19 protein-coding genes are annotated in these 20,000 nt (G+C 71.9%); 5 read left to right on the top strand and 14 right to left on the bottom strand.

All coding sequences use genetic code 11. The features are described 5' to 3' along the window. Window positions 1-19 precede the first annotated feature (19 nt). The 9 genes from ACFVQ3_RS03650 to ACFVQ3_RS03610 form a co-directional block, all read right to left on the bottom strand. Entirely contained in the window at window positions 20-721 is a 702-nt protein-coding gene (locus tag ACFVQ3_RS03650) for a lysophospholipid acyltransferase family protein (protein ID WP_387635195.1), read from the bottom strand. Next, complete coding sequence (gene cmk, locus ACFVQ3_RS03645; RefSeq protein ID WP_387635192.1) at window positions 718-1,497, bottom strand: (d)CMP kinase; 780 nt, start codon at window positions 1,495-1,497, stop codon at window positions 718-720. Before cmk ends, ACFVQ3_RS03650 begins: the two co-directional genes overlap by 4 nt. Further along, window positions 1,494-1,856: a chorismate mutase gene (aroH, locus tag ACFVQ3_RS03640; RefSeq protein WP_377676715.1), complete on the bottom strand. Its 363-nt coding sequence runs from the start codon at window positions 1,854-1,856 to the stop codon at window positions 1,494-1,496. Before aroH ends, cmk begins: the two co-directional genes overlap by 4 nt. An 87-nt stretch (window positions 1,857-1,943) precedes the next feature. Beyond that, entirely contained in the window at window positions 1,944-2,906 is a 963-nt protein-coding gene (locus ACFVQ3_RS03635; protein WP_387635189.1) for a pseudouridine synthase, read from the bottom strand. After that, window positions 2,903-3,670 (bottom strand): SMC-Scp complex subunit ScpB, encoded by a 768-nt coding sequence (locus ACFVQ3_RS03630; protein WP_387635187.1) that lies wholly within the window; start codon window positions 3,668-3,670, stop codon window positions 2,903-2,905. Before ACFVQ3_RS03630 ends, ACFVQ3_RS03635 begins: the two co-directional genes overlap by 4 nt. Window positions 3,671-3,681: 11 nt before the next feature. Continuing rightward, a complete protein-coding gene (locus tag ACFVQ3_RS03625) occupies window positions 3,682-4,776 on the bottom strand; it encodes a segregation and condensation protein A (RefSeq protein WP_387635626.1) in 1,095 nt (364 codons plus the stop codon). Window positions 4,777-4,852: 76 nt separating this feature from the next. Continuing rightward, on the bottom strand, window positions 4,853-5,689 hold the full coding sequence (locus tag ACFVQ3_RS03620; protein ID WP_377676727.1) for a ParA family protein: 837 nt from the start codon (window positions 5,687-5,689) through the stop codon (window positions 4,853-4,855). Window positions 5,690-5,889: 200 nt separating this feature from the next. After that, entirely contained in the window at window positions 5,890-6,915 is a 1,026-nt protein-coding gene (gene xerD / locus ACFVQ3_RS03615) for a site-specific tyrosine recombinase XerD (protein ID WP_387635184.1), read from the bottom strand. Window positions 6,916-6,966: 51 nt separating this feature from the next. After that, on the bottom strand, window positions 6,967-7,965 hold the full coding sequence (locus ACFVQ3_RS03610) for a heme o synthase (protein ID WP_387635182.1): 999 nt from the start codon (window positions 7,963-7,965) through the stop codon (window positions 6,967-6,969). 415 nt (window positions 7,966-8,380) lie between these two features. Here ACFVQ3_RS03610 and tkt point away from each other — a divergent pair, with 415 nt between their 5' ends. The 5 genes from tkt to pgl all read left to right on the top strand — a co-directional run bounded on the left by tkt (window position 8,381) and on the right by pgl (window position 15,239). Beyond that, on the top strand, window positions 8,381-10,543 hold the full coding sequence (gene tkt / locus ACFVQ3_RS03605) for a transketolase (RefSeq protein WP_387635180.1): 2,163 nt from the start codon (window positions 8,381-8,383) through the stop codon (window positions 10,541-10,543). Between the two features lie 90 nt (window positions 10,544-10,633). Continuing rightward, complete coding sequence (tal, locus tag ACFVQ3_RS03600) at window positions 10,634-11,773, top strand: transaldolase (protein WP_387635178.1); 1,140 nt, start codon at window positions 10,634-10,636, stop codon at window positions 11,771-11,773. A gap of 154 nt (window positions 11,774-11,927) precedes the next feature. Further along, the gene (gene zwf, locus ACFVQ3_RS03595; protein WP_387635175.1) at window positions 11,928-13,469 is read left to right on the top strand and encodes a glucose-6-phosphate dehydrogenase; all 1,542 of its coding nucleotides are present in this window, start codon (window positions 11,928-11,930) and stop codon (window positions 13,467-13,469) included. A gap of 67 nt (window positions 13,470-13,536) precedes the next feature. After that, window positions 13,537-14,454 (top strand): glucose-6-phosphate dehydrogenase assembly protein OpcA, encoded by a 918-nt coding sequence (gene opcA / locus ACFVQ3_RS03590; protein WP_387635172.1) that lies wholly within the window; start codon window positions 13,537-13,539, stop codon window positions 14,452-14,454. Next, window positions 14,451-15,239, top strand: a complete 789-nt coding sequence (gene pgl, locus ACFVQ3_RS03585) for a 6-phosphogluconolactonase (RefSeq protein ID WP_387635169.1) — start codon at window positions 14,451-14,453, stop codon at window positions 15,237-15,239. Before opcA ends, pgl begins: the two co-directional genes overlap by 4 nt. A gap of 149 nt (window positions 15,240-15,388) precedes the next feature. Here pgl and ACFVQ3_RS03580 read toward each other — a convergent pair whose 3' ends face one another. The 5 genes from ACFVQ3_RS03580 to gap all read right to left on the bottom strand — a co-directional run bounded on the left by ACFVQ3_RS03580 (window position 15,389) and on the right by gap (window position 19,494). Beyond that, window positions 15,389-15,736 (bottom strand): RNA polymerase-binding protein RbpA, encoded by a 348-nt coding sequence (locus ACFVQ3_RS03580; protein ID WP_387635167.1) that lies wholly within the window; start codon window positions 15,734-15,736, stop codon window positions 15,389-15,391. Window positions 15,737-15,815: 79 nt separating this feature from the next. Further along, window positions 15,816-16,058, bottom strand: a complete 243-nt coding sequence (secG, locus tag ACFVQ3_RS03575) for a preprotein translocase subunit SecG (protein WP_056651589.1) — start codon at window positions 16,056-16,058, stop codon at window positions 15,816-15,818. Window positions 16,059-16,320: 262 nt separating this feature from the next. After that, window positions 16,321-17,115: a triose-phosphate isomerase gene (gene tpiA, locus ACFVQ3_RS03570; RefSeq protein WP_387635164.1), complete on the bottom strand. Its 795-nt coding sequence runs from the start codon at window positions 17,113-17,115 to the stop codon at window positions 16,321-16,323. A gap of 43 nt (window positions 17,116-17,158) precedes the next feature. Continuing rightward, on the bottom strand, window positions 17,159-18,358 hold the full coding sequence (locus ACFVQ3_RS03565) for a phosphoglycerate kinase (protein ID WP_191796843.1): 1,200 nt from the start codon (window positions 18,356-18,358) through the stop codon (window positions 17,159-17,161). Window positions 18,359-18,489: 131 nt separating this feature from the next. Then, window positions 18,490-19,494: a type I glyceraldehyde-3-phosphate dehydrogenase gene (gene gap, locus ACFVQ3_RS03560; RefSeq protein WP_030152463.1), complete on the bottom strand. Its 1,005-nt coding sequence runs from the start codon at window positions 19,492-19,494 to the stop codon at window positions 18,490-18,492. Window positions 19,495-20,000 lie beyond the last annotated feature (506 nt).

Raw genomic sequence — 20,000 nt, 5'->3', positions numbered from 1 at the left:
ACGCCCGGAGTGCACGACGTCACTGCGCGGGGCGTCCTCTGGGGACGGGTCGCTCGGGTCCGTCGACCGGCAGAGCGATGCCCGAGCGGTCCACGGCGCCGGTCACGAGCGTCGCGAGCGCGGCCCGGATCTGCTCGTTGGCGGCGTCGAGGGCGGCCTTGCCGCGCACGCCCTCGGCCTTCCCGACGAGGACGGGCTCGCCGAACTCGACGTACAGGCGGCGACGGAACCCGGGGATGCGGTTGACGCCGTCGCCGGTGCGGCGCGTGCCGAGCACAGCGACGGGGACGACGGGCGCGTGCCCGTTGAGCGCGAGCCACGCCACGCCCGCGCGCGCGGACGTGGCGTCGCCGCGCCCGCGGTTGCCCTCGGGGAAGACGCCCACTCCCCCGTCGCGCCGCAGGACCGCGAGCGCCGTCACGAGGGCCGCACGTCCACCGCGGCGGTCGACGGGGATCTGCCCGGCCGCGCGCAGGATCCACCCGACGGGGCCGACGTACATCTCCTCCTTGACGAGGACGTGCAGGGGCCGCGGTGCGACGCCCAGCACGAGGGGCCCGTCGACGAGGCCCGTGTGGTTGGCGGCCAGGAGGACGGGTCCGGTGGCGGGGACGCGCTCGGCCCCGACGACCCGGGTGTCCCAGACCACGCGCGCGAGGAAGCGCCCCACCCACCGGGACCAGGCGGGCCCGGCGGGTGAGGGGACGTGCGGGGTGCTCACCGAGCGGTCCCCTCGCCCCCTGCGGCGGTGGCCGTGGCGTGCTCGACGACGTCGAGCACGGCCTGGACGGTCTGCTCGAAGTCGAGGTCGGACGAGTCGACCGTCACGACGCCGTCGGCGGCGACGTGGAACTGCGAGACGGTCGAGTCGTCGCGGTCGCGGCGCAGGACCTGGTCCTTGGTGGCCTCGACGGCGGCCGCGTCGGCGGCGCCGTGCACCTCGAGCGAGCGACGGGCCAGGCGCGCCTCCTCGCTCGCGGTGAGCAGGATGCGCACGTCGGCGTCGGGCGCGACGACGGTCGTGATGTCACGCCCCTCGGCGACGATGCCGCGCCCGCCGGAGAAGCTCGTGCCGGCGCTCTCCGAGGATGCCGACGACTCTGCCGCGATGACGACGCGCTGCAGGCGGCGCAGCTCGGCGCGCACCGCGAGGTTCGTGGCGACCGCGCTGACGGCCGTGGAGATCTCGGTGGTGCGGATCGCCTCGCCGACGTCGGTGCCGTCGACGTGCACGGTCGGTGCGGCCGGGTCGATACCCATGACGAGCGGCATGACGTCGACTGCTGCGGCGACCGCGGCCTGGTCGGCGAGGTCGACGCCCTCCTGGAGGCACCACCAGGTCGCGGCGCGGTACATCGCGCCCGTGTCCAGGTAGGCGGTGCCGAGGCGCTGTGCGACGGCCCGTGACACGCTCGACTTGCCGGACCCCGAGGGCCCGTCGATCGCGACGACGATCCCGTGCACGTCGGCACGGGTCCCGGCGCCCTCGCCGGTCACTGGGCCAGGTCCTTGCGCAGCGACGTCGCCCCGTGCAGGTAGACGTGCTGGACGTCGGCCCGCGGCACGTCGATCTCGGCGTGCGCCATGAGCCGCACCACGCGGGGCAGCGCCCCGGGCACCCCGATCTCGACCGCGCACATGAGGGGCACGTCGCCGAGGCCCATCTCGCGGGCCGCGGCGGCCGGGAAGTCGGCGACGAGGTCGGGCGTGCAGGTGAAGAAGATCGAGATGAGCGACGCGGTGTCGATCTCGTTGGCGTCGAGGACGGCCTGGACGAGCTCGCGCGTGCGGTCGAAGAGGTGCTCGCGCTCGTCGACGTCGAGCTGCGTGGCGCCCCTGATGGCCCGGACGGGCATGGGTACTCCTTCGTACGGGAGGGTCGGGTCGAGCGTAGCGCCGCCCCGGGAGCACGTGAAGACGCGGTTCCCGGGGCGGGAGGGGTGCTAGAGGCCGACCTCGGACATGAGGGTGCCGAGCTCGGTGCGGCCCAGGACACGGGTCGCACCGGGGCGCAGGTTGCCCAGGTGGATCGACCCGATGCGGGTGCGCACGAGCCGGGTCACGGGGTGGCCGATCTCCTCGAACATGCGGCGCACGATGCGGTGGCGGCCCTCGTGGAGCACGACCTCGACCATGCTGGCCTGCGGGGTCGTGTCGACCACGCGGTAGCGGTCGACCTTGGCCGGGCCGTCCTCGAGCTCGATGCCGTGGAGCAGCTTGTTCGCGACGTTGCCCGCGACGCGGCCCTCGACCGACACGAGGTAGGTCTTGGAGACCTCGTACTTGGGGTGCGAGAGCCGGTTGGCGAGCTCGCCGTCGTTCGTCAGGAGCAGCAGGCCTTCGCTGTCGGCGTCGAGGCGTCCGACGTGGAAGAGGCGCTCGGGGCGCGTCGCGACGAACTGGGTGAGCGCGGGGCGCCCCTCGGGGTCGTGCATCGTGGAGACGACGCCGAGCGGCTTGTTGAGCGCGATCGTCACGAGCGACTGGTCGAGCTGGACGCGCATGCCGTCGACGTGGATCACGGCCTTCTCGGGGTCGACGCGGACGCCGAGCTCGCGCACCACGACGCCGTCGACCTCGACGCGGCCCGCGGCGATCAGGTCCTCGCACGCGCGACGCGAGCCGAGGCCTGCGGTCGCGAGGACCTTCTGGAGGCGCACGCCGTCGGCGACGTGCACGTCGCGCTGCGGGCCCTTGGGGGCGGCGGGGCGACGCGGCGGCTTGCTCTTGCCCGCCTGCGGGTCTCCTGCCCACCCGCGGCCGGCTCCCGAGCGGGGGGCCGAGGAGCGCTGACCTGCCGGCCGGCCACCGCCTGCGTGACCACTGCCCGGTCGACCGGTGCCCGAGGAGTTCTCGGACCGCTGTCCTCGGGCGGCCGGTCGGCCGCCCTCGCGTGCGCTGCTCATGATGTTCCTTCGTCGTTCGTGCTGGGTCGAGCGCCGTCGGGCAGGGCCGGCGACCGCGGCTGTGCGCGGTCGCTCCCACCCCCGGACGCTCCGAGTGTGCTGTCGGCGGCGTCGACGATGGAGTCGACGTCCGGCAGGTGCGGCGCGAGGGCGGGGAGCTCGTCGAGCGACGAGAAGCCCATGCGCTCCAAGAAGTATCCCGTGGTTCCGTACAGGACCGCACCCGTCGAGGGATCCTGGCCGACCTCCGCGACGAGCCCGCGGGTCGTCAGCGTCCGTACGACGCCGTCCACGTTCACGCCGCGCACGGCCGAGATCTGGCCGCGCGTGACCGGTTGACGGTACGCGACGACCGCGAGGGTCTCCAAAGCGGCCTGCGTCAGGCGTGCGCTCTGCCCCTCCAGGAGGAAGCGTCCGACGACGTCCGCGAACACCGGTGCCGAGTACACGCGCCACCCGCCGCCCGCCTGGCGCAGCTCGAATCCGCGGGGTCGCCCGCCCAGCTCGCCGCGGTACTCGGCCGACAGCTCGCCCAGCAGGTCCTCGACCTCGCGCTGCGGCAGGCCGAGCGCGGTCGCGAGCTGGACCGCGGGGATGGGCTCGTCGGCGACCATGAGGACCGCCTCGAGGGCGGCGAGGGCCCCGCCGGGCAGGTGCTCGGCGCTGAACGCGGGCGGGGCGTCGACCTCGGCCACCCGACGGGCGGCCCCCTGCGCGTCGGTGGTCTCCGCGGGGTCGACGCGGTCCGCGGTGTCCTGGGTCATGCTCTCCTCGTTCATGGGTCCGTCCGTGTCGTGAGGTGCACGTCGGAGGCCGAGGCGATCGCCTCGGCGTCGTCGTCGGCCACCGCGCCGGGGGCGGCGACCGGCTCGTCGAGGGCGACGTCGACGTCGACGTCGCCCTCGTCGAACTCCCCGCCCACGCCGTCGAGCGCAGTGCCGTCCGTGCCGTCCAGGGCGTCCGGTCCCGTCCAGCGGACCGTCAGCTCGCCCAGTGCCTCGACCTGCTCGAACGCGACGAGCCCCTCGCGGAACAGCTCGAGCAGCGCGAGGAAGCGTGCCACCACGACGAGCGTCTCGCCCGCGTCCGCGACGAGCACGCGGAACGAGGCGGCCCCCTCGCGCCGCAGCAGCCCGACGACGAGGCTCGCCTGCTCGCGCACGCTCACCGCGGGCGCGTGCAGGTGGGTCAGGGACACCCCGGGCGGTGGCGGCTTGGGCTCCATGGCCTTGACCGCGAGCGCCGCGAGCTGGTCCGGGCCGAGCTTCCACACGAGCTCGGGCAGCATGGCCGCGAGGTGCGGCTCGAGCTGGACGATGCGCGGGAAGCGGCGCCCTTCGGTCGCGAGCCTGTCCGCGATGACCGCGGAGACCTGCTTGTAGGCGCGGTACTGCAGGAGCCGGGCGAACAGGAGGTCGCGGGCCTCGAGCAGCTCGAGGTCCTCGGCGCTCTCGACGTCGCCCGTGGGCAGCAGGCGTGCGGCCTTGAGGTCGAGCAGGGTCGCGGCGACGAGCAGGAACTCGCTCGCGGTGCCGAGGTCCCAGCCGGGGTGCCCGCCCCGCCCCGGACGGGGGCGACGGGACCTGGCGAGGGGTGCTCCGCCGTCGGGCGCGGTGTCGCCGGGCGCGGTCTGGTCGGCCTCGGCGCGTACGACCTCCTCGGCCTCGCGCGCGAGGCGCTCGGCCGTGCGGATGTACGCGATGAAGTCGTCGGTGACCTGGGCGAGCGCGATCTCGGTGATGTCGAGCTTGTGCTTGGCGATGAGCGAGAGCAGGAGGTCGAACGGGCCCGAGAAGTTCTCGAGGTGCACCTCGAACGCGGGGTTGCCGTTCCGGTCCGTCGACGGGGGCGCGGGCGGTGTCGCCGTCACGTCCTGCGCGTCGGTCGACGGTGGGGCGGGCTGCAGGTCCTGCGGGTCGGCGGCCAGGGCAGCCGCCGGTGCGGTGTCAGGCAGCGTCGCCACGGGCGACCAGCTCGCGGGCGAGCTGACGGTAGGCCACCGCACCCGGGTGGGACGGCGCGTAGACCGTGATGGGCTCGGCCGCGACGGACGCGTCGGGGAACTTCACGGTGCGCCCGATCACGGTGTGCAGCAGCTTGTCGCCGAAGGCCTCGTGCACGCGCGCCACGACCTCGCGCGAGTGCAGGGTGCGCGAGTCGAACATGGTCGCGAGGATCCCGTCGACCTCGAGGCGCGGGTTGAGCCGGTCACGGACCTTCTCGATGGTCTCGACGAGCAGCGCCACGCCGCGCAGCGCGAAGAACTCGCACTCGAGCGGGATGAGGACCCCGTGCGCCGCGGTGAGGGCGTTGACGGTCAGCAGGCCCAGGGACGGCTGGCAGTCGACGAGGATCACGTCGTACTCGTCCTGCACGGGACGCAGGACCCTGGCCAGGACGGACTCGCGCGCGACCTCGCCCACGAGCTGGACCTCGGCCGCGGACAGGTCGATGTTCGCGGGCAGCACGTCGAGCCCCTCGACGGCCGTCGGCACGATGACCTCGCGGATGTCCGCGCCGCGCTCCATGAGGAGGTTGTAGACCGTGCGGTCGAGCTCGTGCGGGTTGACGCCCAGGCCCACCGACGCGGCACCCTGCGGGTCGAAGTCGACGAGCAGGACCTTGCGCCCGTACTCGGCCAGCGTGGCGCCCAGGTTGATGGTCGTGGTCGTCTTGCCGACCCCGCCCTTCTGGTTGCACATCGCGATGATGCGTCCCGGCCCGTGCGTGGCGAGCTGCGCCGGCACGGGGAAGTCGGGGATCTCGCGGCCGACCGGATCGATCCGGGGGGCGTTGTCGGGTGCGACGGACGCACCACCGTCGGCGGCGCCCGCGGCCGTGGCGACGCGTGCGTCGTACGGTCCGGCGGCGTCCTGGATCTCGCTCGGGGCCTGGCTGCTCACGTCCGCCACGGTACCCCAGGGGTCGGCGCGCGACGCGTGCACGCGCCGGAGTGGCGCGAACCCGCGCGACACGCCGACGCTCAGCCCAGCGCCCGCGGATGGGCCGACGAGTAGACCTCGCGCAGCGTCTCGCGCGTCACGAGCGTGTAGATCTGCGTCGTGGTGACCGAGGCGTGCCCCAGGAGCTCCTGGACGACCCGCACGTCGGCGCCGCCCGCGAGCAGGTGCGTCGCGAACGAGTGGCGCAGCGTGTGCGGCGAGATGCGCTCGGGGTGCTCGAGCCCCGCACGCTCGGCCGCGGTGCGCAGGACCGCCCAGGCGCTCTGGCGGCTCAGCCGCGCGCCGCGCGTGTTGAGGAACACCGCGGGCGTCCCGCGCCCTGTCGCGGACAGCGCCGGGCGCCCCCGCACGAGGTAGGCGTCGAGGGCTCGCACCGCGTACGACCCGACGGGCACGACACGCTCCTTGGCGCCCTTGCCGAACAGCCGCACGGCCCCGGACCCGAGGTCCAGGTCGTCGACGTCGAGGCTCACGGCCTCCGAGATGCGGGCCCCCGTGGAGTAGACGAGCTCGAGCAGCGCGCGGTCCCGCAACGGTCCCGGCCCCTCCCCCGCCCCGGCGGCCTCGAGGATCGCCTCGACCTCCTCGGTCGAGATGGCCTTGGGCAGCCGCTTGCCCTGCGCGGGCGGGCGCACGTCGGCCGACGGGTCGGACTCGGTGTGCCCCTCGAGCGCGCAGAAGCGGTGCCAGCCGCGCACCGCGGCCACCGACCGGGCGGTCGACGACGGGGAGAGGAGAGCGGCGCCGTCGGACCCCGTGCGGACCGTGGTGACGAACTCCGCGACGTCGGCCGGGGTCACGTCGGCGGGCTCCGTGCGGCCGCGGGCCGCGAGGTAGGCGGCGTACCGGGCGAGGTCGCGCCGGTACGCCGAGACCGTGTTCTGGGACAGCCCGCGCTCGACCGTCAGGTGCGCGAGGTACTCGCGCACGGCACGGTCGAGCGCCGCGGGCAGCGGCGGCGGGGCGGGGGTCTGCGGGCTCGCGGGGCTCTCACGCCCGTCCTGCCCGACGGCGAGCGCGCGCTCCCCCGCAGCGGCGCGCGTCATCGCGCACCGGCTGCTCGTCGAACGATCATCCCGTGGGTCCCGGGCCGACCGTCAGAAGGGGAGGAACACGTCGACCGCGACCGCGACGAACAGGAGGGTCAGGTACGTGATCGAGGCGTGGAAGACCTTCATGGCCCCGAGCTTGCCCTTGGTCGGGTCGTTGGCCCGGCGCAGCATCATGACGCACAGCGCCAGGAACCAGGCACCGAGGCCGACCGCGACCACGCCGTAGACCCAGGTCATGGGCGCGAGCCACCACAGCGCGAGCGACGAGGCGATCATCGCGACCGTGTAGCCGATCATCTCGCGGGCGACCTTGCGGTTGTCGGCGACGACGGGGAGCATCGGGACGCCCGCGTTGGCGTAGTCCTTCTTGAACTTGATCGACAGCGGCCAGTAGTGCGGCGGCGTCCAGAAGAAGATCACGAGGAACAGCGCGACCGCGGACCAGCTGAGCGAGCCCGTGACCGCGGACCAGCCGATGAAGACCGGCATGCAGCCCGCGATGCCGCCCCACACGATGTTCTGCGGCGTGCGGCGCTTGAGGATCATGGTGTAGCCCACGACGTAGATCGCGATCGCCGCGAACGTCAGCCAGGCCGAGGGCGCGTTGACGAGCAGCGCGAACCACAGGAGCGCGACCACGCCCAGCGCCGTCGCGAAGACCAGCGCGGCGCGCGGCGAGATCTCGCCCGTGACGAGCGGACGCCGCTTGGTGCGGTTCATGAGCTCGTCGATGTCACGGTCGATGTAGCAGTTGAAGACGTTCGCCGACGCCGCGGCGAGCGTGCCGCCGACGAGCGTCTTGACGACCAGCCAGAAGTCCGGGAAACCGCCCTGGGCGAGGATCATGGTGGGCAGCGTCGTCACGAGCAGGAGCTCGATGATGCGCGGCTTCGTCAGGGCGATGTACGCACCGATCGTGCTGCGGACCCCCGCGACGGCGCTGCCGTCCGCGGCGACCCGGGACTGTCCGGCGACCTGCGCGGTCGCGGCAGGACGAGACGGAAGACCCGTCTCGTCGATCGGTGCCTGGCTCGTGGTGTGCACGCGCTTCGGGGTTCCGTTCTGGCGAGGAAAGCTGGGGGGCGTCGTCCGGCAGTCGGTGCGTGTCGGCTCCGACCCGCTGGACATCCGTCCTATGTTACGTCGAGCCCTCCGCCGCCGCCGCCCACCGGGTCGTACAAAAGTGTGAGATCCGACCGAAATCCACGTGGTGGGCGGGGCAGGGCGCCGTCCGGGGGTCCACGTATAGGCTGGGTGGAGCAACCGACGGCCTGGTGCCCCGGTGGGCACCCCGAGGTCTCCGACCCCCTGGCACCCACCGTCGCGACCGGCCGGTCGCCTGCCCGGCCCCCCGCTCCACCTGTGAGCGACCGGGTGCGTGCGACGGAATAGTTCATCGGTTGATCTTTGTTGTTCCGACGATGATCCGGGGCCAGGCTCCGGACGGGAAAGAGGTCCGGTGAACGCGTTCGTTCCTGCCAACCAGCCCCTCGAGTGGTCCCCCCTGGACGACCAGGCTGTCAAGACCATCAAGGCCCTCGCGGCGGACGCCGTCGAGAAGGTCGGCAACGGCCACCCGGGGACCGCGATCTCCCTCGCCCCCGCCGCGTACCTGCTCTTCCAGAAGGTCATGCGCCACGACCCCGCCGACTCCCACTGGGTCGGCCGCGACCGCTTCGTGCTCTCCGCGGGCCACTCCTCCCTCACGATCTACCTCCAGCTCTTCCTCGCCGGCTACGGCCTGGAGATCGAGGACATCGAGGCGCTGCGCACGTGGGGCTCCAAGACCCCGGGCCACCCCGAGTACAAGCACACCAACGGTGTCGAGATCACCACGGGCCCCCTCGGCCAGGGCCTCGCGTCCTCGGTCGGCATGGCCATGGCGGCCCGCCGCGAGCGCGGCCTGCTCGACCCGTCGACCGCGCCCGGCGAGAGCCCGTTCGACCACCACGTCTACGTCATCGCCTCGGACGGCGACCTGCAGGAGGGCGTGACCTCCGAGGCCTCCTCGATCGCGGGCCACCAGCAGCTCGGCAACCTCATCGTGATCTGGGACGACAACAAGATCTCGATCGAGGACGACACCGACATCGCGTTCACCGAGGACGTCCTCGCGCGCTACGAGGCCTACGGCTGGCACACCCAGAAGGTCGACTGGACCCAGGGCGGCACGGGCTACGCCGAGAACGTCGACGAGCTCGCCGCGGCCGTCGCCGCCGCGCAGGCCGAGACCGGCAAGCCCTCGATCATCGCGCTGCGCACGATCATCGGCTGGCCCTCGCCCACCAAGCAGAACACCGGCGGGATCCACGGCTCGGCCATGGGCGCCGACGAGATCCGCGGCCTCAAGATCGAGCTCGGCCTCGACCCCGACGCCACGTTCGACGTGCCCGCCGAGGTCTTGGCCTACACGCGCGCCGTGGGCGAGCGCGGCGCCGAGCTGCGCGAGCGCTGGGACACCGCGTTCGAGGCCTGGAAGGTCGCCAACCCCTCGGGCCACGCACTCCTGCAGCGCCTCGAGGCACGCGAGCTGCCCGCCGGCTGGACCGAGTCCCTGCCGACGTTCGAGGCCGGCAAGGACGTCGCGACGCGCGCGGCGTCGGGCAAGGTCCTCTCGGCCCTGGCCGACACGCTGCCCGAGCTCTGGGGCGGCTCGGCCGACCTCGCCGGCTCGAACAACACGACCATGGACGGCGAGCCCTCGTTCGTGCCCGCCGAGCACGCGACCAAGAAGTTCCCGGGCCACGAGTACGGGCGCACGCTGCACTTCGGCATCCGCGAGCACGCCATGGGCTCGATCCTCAACGGGATCGTCCTGCACGGCGGGACCCGCGCCTACGGTGGGACGTTCCTCACGTTCTCCGACTACATGCGCCCCGCGGTCCGCCTCGCGGCCCTCATGGAGATCCCGTCGACGTTCGTCTGGACGCACGACTCGATCGGTCTGGGCGAGGACGGCCCCACGCACCAGCCGATCGAACACTTCGCCGCGCTGCGCGCCATCCCCGGCCTCGACGTCGTCCGCCCGGCCGACGCCAACGAGACCGCGTGGGCCTGGCGCACGATCCTCGAGCACACCGACCGCCCGGCAGGCCTCATCCTGACCCGCCAGAACGTCCCGACGTTCCCCCGCGGCACGGACGGCTTCGCCGACGCCTCGGGCACCGCGAAGGGCGGCTACGTGCTGCTCGACACCGAGGGCACGCCCGACGTGATCCTCATCGGCACGGGCTCCGAGGTCCAGCTCGCGGTCGAGGCGCGCGAGCAGCTCGCGGCCGAGGGCATCGCGGCGCGCGTCGTCTCGCTGCCGAGCCGCGAGTGGTTCGACGCGCAGGGCCCCGAGTACCGCGAGAGCGTGCTCCCGGCCGCCGTCAAGGCGCGGGTCTCGGTCGAGGCGGGCATCGCCCAGGGCTGGCGCGACCTGGTCGGCGACGCCGGCCGTTCCGTGAGCCTCGAGCACTACGGCGCGTCCGCGGACTACAAGATCCTCTACCGCGAGTTCGGGATCACGTCCGAGGCCGTCGCGGCCGCCGCCAAGGAGTCCATCGAGTCGGCTCGTACCGGCGCCGCTCCCGGCGGTGTGGCGATCCCCTCGGTCGGTGGCACTGGCGACCAGCTCTGACCATCCGTAGATTCCAGGAGGGGGCGGGTCCCGCCCGCCCCCTCCTGGGACGTCCGTGAGGACGGACGCCAGACGACGAGAGGGAGAACCGTGACCGTGCACCACAGCGCAGCACCAGCACCCGTCCGCGAGCTGTCGGAGGCGGGTGTCTCCATCTGGTTGGACGACCTCTCCCGAGAACGGCTGCGCAGCGGTGGGCTCGCCGACCTCACGACCTCACGTGCCGTCGTCGGCGTCACGACCAACCCCACGATCTTCGCGGGCGCGCTCGCGAAGGGCGACGCCTACGACGCCCAGCTCGCCGAGCTCGCCGCCGCGGGCGCCGACGTCGAGGTCGCGGTCGAACGGATCACGACCGACGACGTGCGCGCCGCGGCCGACGTCCTGCGTCCGGTGTACGACGCGACCGACGGCGTCGACGGCCGCGTGTCGATCGAGGTCGACCCGCGCCTGGCGCGCGACAGCGACGGCACGGTCGCGACCGCCGTCCGCCTGTGGGAGACGGTCGACCGCCCCAACGTCCTCATCAAGATCCCCGCGACCGTCGAGGGGCTCGACGCGATCGAGCGCACCCTCGCCCAGGGCATCAGCGTCAACGTGACGCTCATCTTCTCCCTCGCCCGCTACCGCCAGGTCATGGACGCCTTCCTGTCCGGCCTCGAGCAGGCGCGCGACGCGGGGCACGACGTGACGCGCATCGCGTCGGTCGCGTCCTTCTTCGTCTCGCGCGTCGACTCGGCCGTCGACGCCGCCCTGACCGCGATCGGGACCCCCGAGGCGCACGACCTGCGCGGGCGCGCCGCGATCGCCAACGCACGGCTCGCGTACGAGGCCTACGAGCAGGTCGTCCAGACCGACCGCTGGCGCACCCTCGAGGCCGCCGGCGCCCACCCGCAGCGCCCCCTGTGGGCCTCGACGGGCGTCAAGAACCCCGACTACCGCGACACCATGTACGTCGACGAGCTCGTCGCCCCCGGCGTCGTGAACACCATGCCGCAGGCCACGCTCGACGCGTTCGCCGACCACGGCGTCGTGCTGGGCAACACCGTCGCGGGCACGTACACGGCCTCGCGCTCGGTCCTCGAGACCATCGAGTCCTTCGGCGTCTCGCTCGTCGAGGTCACCCAGCGTCTCGAGGACGAGGGCGTCGAGAAGTTCGAGGCGAGCTGGTCCGACCTGCTCGCGACCGTCGACGACGGCCTGGCCCGCGCGCGCGGCAGCGCGTCGTGAGCCGGTCCCGCGCCCCCCACCCGGGGCCTGCGGCGGTCGACCCGGTCGTGGACGCCCACCGGGCACGCGCCGACCACCGCCTAGGCTCTATCCCGGTCCGCAGGACGGACCTTTCGACCATTCCAGCCCACGCCGACGAGAACGGTGACATCAGTTGAGACCGGCAAAGATCAGCGCAGAGCACAACCCGCTGCGCGACCCGCGTGACCTTCGACTCCCCCGCATCGCCGGGCCCTGCGGCCTGGTCATCTTCGGAGTCACTGGCGACCTCGCCCGCAAGAAGCTCATGCCCGCCGTGTACGACCTCGCCAACCGAGGGCTCCTCCCGCCCGGCTTCGCGCTCACGGGCTTCGCCCGCCGCGACTGGGAGGACCAAGACTTCGCCCAGGTCGTCCACGACGCCGTCAAGCAGTACGCGCGCACCCCGTTCCGCGAGGCGACCTGGAAGCAGCTCGCCGAGGGCATCCGGTTCGTCCAGGGCGAGTTCGACGACGAGCAGGCGTTCGAGCGTCTGCGCGCCACGGTCGAGGACCTCGACAAGGAGCGCGGCACCGGCGGCAACCACGCGTTCTACCTGTCGGTCCCCCCGAGCGCGTTCCCGCTGGTCTGCGAGCAGCTCTCACGGTCGGGCCTGTCGAAGTCGAGCGAGGACGCCTGGCGTCGCGTGGTCATCGAGAAGCCGTTCGGTCACGACCTGCACAGCGCGCGCGAGCTCAACGACGTGGTCTCGAAGGTCTTCGACCCCGACTCGGTCTTCCGCATCGACCACTACCTGGGCAAGGAGACCGTCCAGAACATGCTGGCGCTGCGGTTCGCCAACCAGCTCTACGAGCCCATCTGGAACGCGAACTACGTCGACCACGTGCAGATCACCATGGCCGAGGACATCGGCATCGGGGGCCGCGCGGGGTACTACGACGGGATCGGCGCCGCGCGCGACGTCATCCAGAACCACCTCGTCCAGCTCCTCGCGCTCACCGCGATGGAGGAGCCCGTGTCGTTCGACGCCGAGTCGTTGCGCGCCGAGAAGCTCAAGGTCCTGTCCGCGGTGCGCCTGCCCCGCGACCTGGGTCGCCACACCTCGCGCGGCCAGTACTCGGCCGGCTGGCAGGGGGGCGAGGAGGTCGTCGGGTACCTCGAGGAGGACGGCATCTCGCCCGACTCCACGACCGAGACGTTCGCCGCGATCCGCGTCGACATCGACAACCGTCGCTGGGCAGGGGTCCCGTTCTACCTGCGCACGGGCAAGCGCCTGGGCCGCCGCGTGACGGAGATCGCCGTCGTCTTCAAGTCGGCACCGCACCTGCCGTTCGAGACCTCCGCGACATCCGAGCTCGGGAAGAACGCGCTCGTCATCCGCGTCCAGCCCGACGAGGGCGTCACGATCCGCTTCGGCGCGAAGGTCCCCGGCACCGCCATGGAGGTCCGCGACGTCACGATGGACTTCGGGTACGGGCACGCGTTCACCGAGTCCTCCCCCGAGGCCTACGAGCGCCTCATCCTCGACGTCCTGCTGGGCGACCCGCCGCTCTTCCCGAGCCACGAAGAGGTCGAGCTCTCCTGGAAGATCCTCGACCCGATCACGTCGTACTGGGAGTCCAAAGGCACACCGGACGCGTACCGCTCCGGCACGTGGGGCCCCGGGTCGGCCGACGAGATGATGGCCCGCGACGGCCGCACCTGGCGGCGACCGTGACCGCGACCGCACCGATCTCCCGCCTGTCCCGGATCCCCGGCCGGACCTCGAACTGGAGCCTCACCTCATGATCATCGATCTCCCCGAGACGACGACCAATGCGGTCAACAAGCGCCTCGTCAAGCTGCGTGACGAGGGCGGCGCAGTGGCCCTCGGCCGCGTCCTGACCCTCGTCGTCCTGGCCGAGGAGGCCGACGTCGAGGACGCGGTCGCCGCCGCCAACGGCGCCTCGCGCGAGCACCCGTGCCGTGTCGTGGTCGTCGCGCCCGCGAACAAGCGCACATCGGCCCGGCTCGACGCCCAGATCCGCATCGGCGGCGACGCGGGCGCGAGCGAGGTCATCATCCTGCGCCCGTCGGGCCCGCTCGTCGCGCACACCGACACCCTCGTGATGCCCCTGCTGCTGCCCGACGCGCCGATCGTGGCCTGGTGGCCCCGTGAGACGCCCGACAACCCGTCCGCGGACCCGGTCGGCCAGATGGCCCACCGGCGCATCACCGACGCGGTCAACGCGGGCAAGTCGCTCCAGACGCTCCAGCGCCTGAGCAGGAGCCACCACCCGGGCGACACGGACCTCGCGTGGACCCGCGTGACCCTGTGGCGCGGCCTCATCGCGGCGGCCCTCGACCAGCCGCCGTACGAGTCCGTCACGGCCGTCGAGGTCGAGGGCGAGGAGCACCACCCGTCGGTCGACGTCCTCGCGGCGTGGCTCGCCCAGCAGCTCAGGTGCCAGGTCAAGCTGGTCCGCCGTCGCGGCGTCTCGGGCATCACGAAGGTGACTCTCGAGCGCAAGGGCGGCGCGATCGTGCTGTCCCGCCCGGACGGTCGCATCGTGACGCTGACCCAGCCGGGTCAGCCCGACCGTCGCATCTCGCTGCCGCTGCGCCAGCTCGAGGAGTGCCTGACCGAGGAGCTGCGCCGCCTCGACCCCGACGAGGTCTACGGCGAGGTCCTCACCAAGGGTCTCGCGAGGATCGGCGAATGACGGCCGACGCGGGGACCGACGCCCGCGCGCACGGGGCGCGCCTCGTCGTCGTGCACCCCGACGCGGGCGTGCTCGCCGAGGCCGTCGCCGCCCGGCTGCTGACCCGCATCCTCGACATCCAGTCCGTCCGCACGCCCGTCCACGTCGTCCTCACGGGCGGCACGGTCGGGATCCGGTCGCTCGCGGCGATCGCCGCGCACCCCGTGCGCGACGCCGTCGACTGGACCGGCGTGCACCTGTGGTGGGGCGACGAGCGCTTCCTGCCAACGGGCGACCCCGAGCGCAACGAGACGCAGGCGCGCGAGGCACTCCTCGACCACCTGCCGACCCTGCCCCCGCAGAACGTGCACGTCATGCCCGCGCCGGGCGACGGCGTCGGGGCCCCGGAGGAGTCGGCCGCGCTCTACGCGGACGAGCTCTCGCGCTTCACGCCCGACGGCGGCGCGCACCTCGCGTTCGACGTCCTCCTGCTGGGCATGGGCCCGGACGGGCACGTCGCGTCGCTCTTCCCCGAGAACGCGGCGCTCGACGCCGACGGGGCGACGACGGGGGTGCACGACTCCCCCAAGCCGCCGCCCGAGCGCGTCTCCCTGACGTTCTCCGCGATCCAGGCGGCCCAGGAGGTCTGGGTCGTGGCCGCGGGAGCGGAGAAGGCCCCCGCGGTCGCGTCCGCCCTCGCGGGCGACCCCGTCACGACGACACCGGCGGCCGGCGCCCTGGGGACTCAGCGCACGCTGTGGCTCGTCGACCTCGCGGCGAGCCAGCACCACGCGCTGAACCGCTGAGCCGCCGCTGACCCCGTGCCGGCGCAGCAGACGACGGCAGACGACAGCACAGCGGGCCCCGTCCTTCTCGGACGGGGCCCGCTGTGCTGTGTGCCGCCCCGTGCGGGGCCTTGCTGTGGGTGCGGGCCGGTCCCGGCCGCACCGCCGTCCTAGCGGCCGCGACGCGCCCGGAGCGCGGCGAGCGCCTCGTCGAGGAGGGCCTCGCCGTCCTCGTCGCTGCGGCGCTCCTTCACGTACGCGAGGTGCGTCTTGTAGGGCTCGTTGCGCAGCGCGCTCGGCGGGTTCGCCGGGTCCTGCCCTCCGGGGAGCCCGCAGCGCGGGCAGTCCCAGGTCTCAGGAGTGACGATCTCCGCCTCGGACGAGAAGCTCGGACGCGTCTCGTGTCCGTTGGCACACCAGTAGGAGACCCAGACTCGGGGGGCGACGTCGCCCCTCTCCGTCTCTCCCAGCGGGCCGGCACCGACGCGCGACCCCTTGATAGCACTACCACCAGCCACGACTTCACTCCCCTGACTCACACGACCGCCCGCGTACCGGAACGGTTCCACACCCTGTGCCGACGGCGTCGGCGCCGGGTCAGCTGACCTTCTGGATGAGCCCCAGAAGGATGATCACGACGGTCCAGGTGATCGCGAACGTGATGGTGATGCGGTTCAGGTTGCGCTCGGCCACGCCGGAGCTGCCGGCGCTGCTCGAGATGCCGCCACCGAACATGTCGGAGAGGCCGCCGCCCTTGCCCTTGTGCATGAGCACGAGGAGGGTCAAGAAGCCGCTGGTGATGACCAGCAGGATCTGGAGGATGATGCGCAGCGCGTCCACGAGTACGTCCTTGGCTCTGGGTCCACGTCGAGAAGTCGAGGGCGGACCGCAACGGGTGTCCTGGACCGACCTGAGGCACAGGTACGGCACCGAGGACAAGGGTAGGCGACGCGGGCCCGATCCGACGAACCGTTCCGCCCGGTGGTCGATGCTGCCGGTCGGGACGTCAGGTCGGGCGGGCTACCGCGAGAAAAGGCCACCGCTCGCGCGGTGGCCGCGCTGCCGGGTCGCGCCGAACGGCGCGACCCGGCAGCAAGGGGACTCAGGCCCCGTGGTGCGACTGGAAGCGCGCGATCTTCGCGAACTCCTCGGGGTCCAGGCTCGCGCCACCGACCAGGGCACCGTCGACGTCCTGCTCCTTCATGAGCTCGGCGATCGACGAGGACTTGACCGAACCGCCGTAGAGCACGCGGACGGCGTCGGCCACCTCGGCCGAGTACAGCTCGGCGAGACGGGCACGGATCGCGCCCGCGACCTCCTGCGCGTCCTGCGGCGTGGCGACCTCGCCCGTGCCGATGGCCCAGACGGGCTCGTACGCGATGACGACCTTGGCGGCGTCCTCCGCGGACAGGCCCTCGAGCGCACCGTCGACCTGCGCGAGCGTGTACGAGACCTGCTCGCCCGCCTTGCGGATCTCGAGCGCCTCGCCGACGCAGATGATCGGGATCAGGCCCTGCGCGAGCGCGGCCTTCGACTTGGCGTTGACGAGCGCGTCGTCCTCGCCGTGGTACTGCCGACGCTCCGAGTGGCCGATCGCGACGTAGGTCACGCCCAGCTTGCTCAGGAACACGGGCGAGATCTCACCCGTGTAGGCGCCCGAGACGTGCTGCGAGACGTCCTGCGCGCCGTAGGTCAGCTCGAGCTTGTCGGCGTCGACCAGCGTCTGGACGCTGCGCAGGTCCGTGAACGGGACCAGGACGGTGACCTCGACGGCCGAGAAGTCGTGCTTGGCGTCCTTGAGGGCCCAGGCGAGCTTCTGGACGGTGTGGATGGCCTCCTGGTGGTCCAGGTTCATCTTCCAGTTGCCCGCGATGAGCGGGGTACGTGCATCAGTCATGGTGTGTCTACCTTCTGTGAGCCGTGAGGCTGCGGTGGTGGGGTCAGGCCTCGAGGACTGCGAGCCCCGGGAGGGACTTGCCCTCGAGGAACTCCAGGCTCGCGCCGCCACCGGTCGAGATGTGGCTGAAGCCGGCCTCGTCGAAGCCGAGGATGCGCACGGCCGCGGCGGAGTCGCCACCGCCGACGATCGTGAACGCGCCGTTCGCGGTCGCGTCGACCAGGGCCTGCGCGACGGCACGGGTGCCGCCGGAGAACGCCTCGAACTCGAAGACGCCCGCAGGACCGTTCCAGACGACCGTCTTGGCGTCCACGATCTTGCTCGCGAAGAGCTTGGCGGACTCGGGGCCGATGTCCAGGCCGATCTTGCCGTCGGGGATGGCGTCCGCGGGCACGACCTCGTAGGGAGCGTCGGCGGCGAACGAGTCCGCGGCGAGGATGTCCGTGGGCAGGACGATCTCGACGCCGGCCTTCTCGGCGTCCGCGAGGTAGCCCTTCACGGTGTCGATCTGGTCCGTCTCGAGGAGCGAGTTGCCCACCGAGTAGCCCTTGGCCGCGAGGAACGTGAAGACCATGCCGCCACCGATGAGCAGGCGGTCCGCCTTGGTCAGCAGGTTGGCGATGACACCGAGCTTGTCGGAGACCTTCGACCCGCCGAGCACGACGACGTAGGGGCGCGCGGGGTCCTCGGTCGCCTTCTTGAGGGAGTCGACCTCCTTGAGGACCAGCTCGCCGACCGCGGACGGCAGCACCTTGGCGATGTCATAGACCGAGGCCTGCTTGCGGTGGACGACGCCGAAGCCGTCGGACACGTACGCGTCCGCGAGCGAGGCGAGGTCCGCTGCGAGCGACTCGCGCTCGGCGTCGACCTTCGAGGTCTCGCGCGCGTCGAAGCGGATGTTCTCGAGCAGCGCCACCTCGCCGTCACCGAGCGCGGCGACCGTGGCCTTGGCGGACTCGCCGACGGTGTCGTCCGCGAGCGTCACGGGAGCGCCCAGCAGCTCGCCCAGGCGGGCCGCGACGGGGGCGAGGGAGTACTTGGCGTCGGGCTCACCCTTGGGACGCCCGAGGTGCGCGGTCACGACGACCTTCGCGCCGGCGTCGGTCAGCCGCTTGAGCGTGGGGAGCGCGGCGCGGATGCGGCCGTCGTCCGTGATGGTCGTCCCGTCGAGGGGGACGTTGAAGTCCGAACGGACGAGCACGCGCTTGCCGCGCAGGTCGCCGAGGGAGTCGATGGTCTTCATGAGCACACTCCTGGTCTGAACAGGGTCGAAACAGGTCACGTCACACATGACTGCGTCCGCGTGCATGGGCGGCCAACCGGGCCGGCCACGCACGCGGACGCAGAATTCACCTCACGTCGCAGGGACGGAGATCAGAGACGAGCACCCACGTACTGCGTGAGCGAGACGAGCGAGCTGGAGTAGCCCCACTCGTTGTCGTACCAGGCGACGACCTTGACCAGGTCGCCGCTCACCTTGGTGAGCTTCGAGTCGAAGATCGAGGTGTGCGGGTCCGTGACGATGTCCGAGGAGACGATGTCGTCGTCGACGTACTTCAGGACGCCCTTGAGCGGGCCCTCCGCGGCAGCCTTGACCGCAGCGTTGACCTCCTCGACCGTGACGGTCTTCGAGGCGGTGAAGGTGAGGTCCGTGGCCGAACCGGTGATGACGGGGACGCGCATCGCGAAGCCGTCGAGCTTGCCCTTGAGCTCGGGGAGCACGAGGGCGACGGCCTTGGCCGCACCGGTCGAGGTGGGGACGATGTTCTGCGCGGCCGCACGGGCACGACGCAGGTCCTTGTGGGGGCCGTCCTGGAGGTTCTGGTCACCCGTGTACGCGTGGATCGTGGTCATGAGACCGCGCTCGATGCCGATCGCGTCGTTGAGGGCCTTGGCCATCGGGGCGAGGCAGTTCGTGGTGCACGACGCGTTGGAGATGATGTGCTGCGTCGCGGGGTCGTACTGCTCGTGGTTCACGCCGACGACGAAAGTGCCGTCCTCGTTCTTCGCCGGAGCGGAGATGATGACCTTCTTGGCGCCGGCCTCGATGTGAGCCTTGGCCTTGGTCGCGTCGGTGAAGAAACCGGTCGACTCGATGACGATGTCAGCACCGAGCTCGGCCCAGGGAAGGTTCGCGGGGTCGCGCTCCTCGAGGGCACGGATGGCCTTGCCGTCGACGATGATGTTGTTCTCGTCGAAGTCGACGCTCAGCGGGAAACGACCCAGGACGGTGTCGTACTTCAGCAGGTGCGCGAGCGTCTTGTTGTCCGTGAGGTCGTTGACACCCACGATCTCGATGTCCGCCCCCGACGCGATGATTGCGCGGAAGAAGTTACGTCCGATACGACCGAAGCCGTTGATACCGACGCGGATGGTCACAATGCCCTCCTCAGGGCGCGCCGGTGTTTCCGACGCACACGGTTGATGCCGAACGATCACGTACTACGGCGTACGTAGGTGGTAACGGCGAAGTACTCCCCCACTGGATGCCTCGCGGCGTGGACTCCGGGAATCTCGCAGGGCCACAGCGACAGCTGCGACTCAACAGGGTCCCGAAGACCTCAGTGAAGGAGCACGTCTTTGTCACCTGACATCCCCGATCCTATACCCAATGCTCCCCATCCCGTGACCTGGAGGCGGATCTGAGACGCCCGTGGACACACCGTGAGAGTGTGACGGGGGTCCGAGACCGACGTCACACCGAGGAGTCGGCCGCGACGGTACGGCGAGGGCGTCCGGGCCGCACGAGCGGTGGGCAGCGGAACCACGACGCCTGCGCCGGAGGGCGCACTCGGAACCGCCCGGCGTCCTCACGGAGGAACCGGAGAGGGGCGCGCACCTGTCTCTTATACACATCTCCGAGCCCACGAGACCTTCTGGCATCT

Origin of the sequence: Oerskovia sp. NPDC057915 (assembly GCF_042887685.1) — a bacterium.
In the GTDB taxonomy this organism is placed as follows: Bacteria; Actinomycetota; Actinomycetes; order Actinomycetales; family Cellulomonadaceae; genus Oerskovia.
The sequence above is the reverse complement of the archived record's forward strand: the minus strand, read 5'-3'. Positions and strand labels throughout refer to the sequence as shown.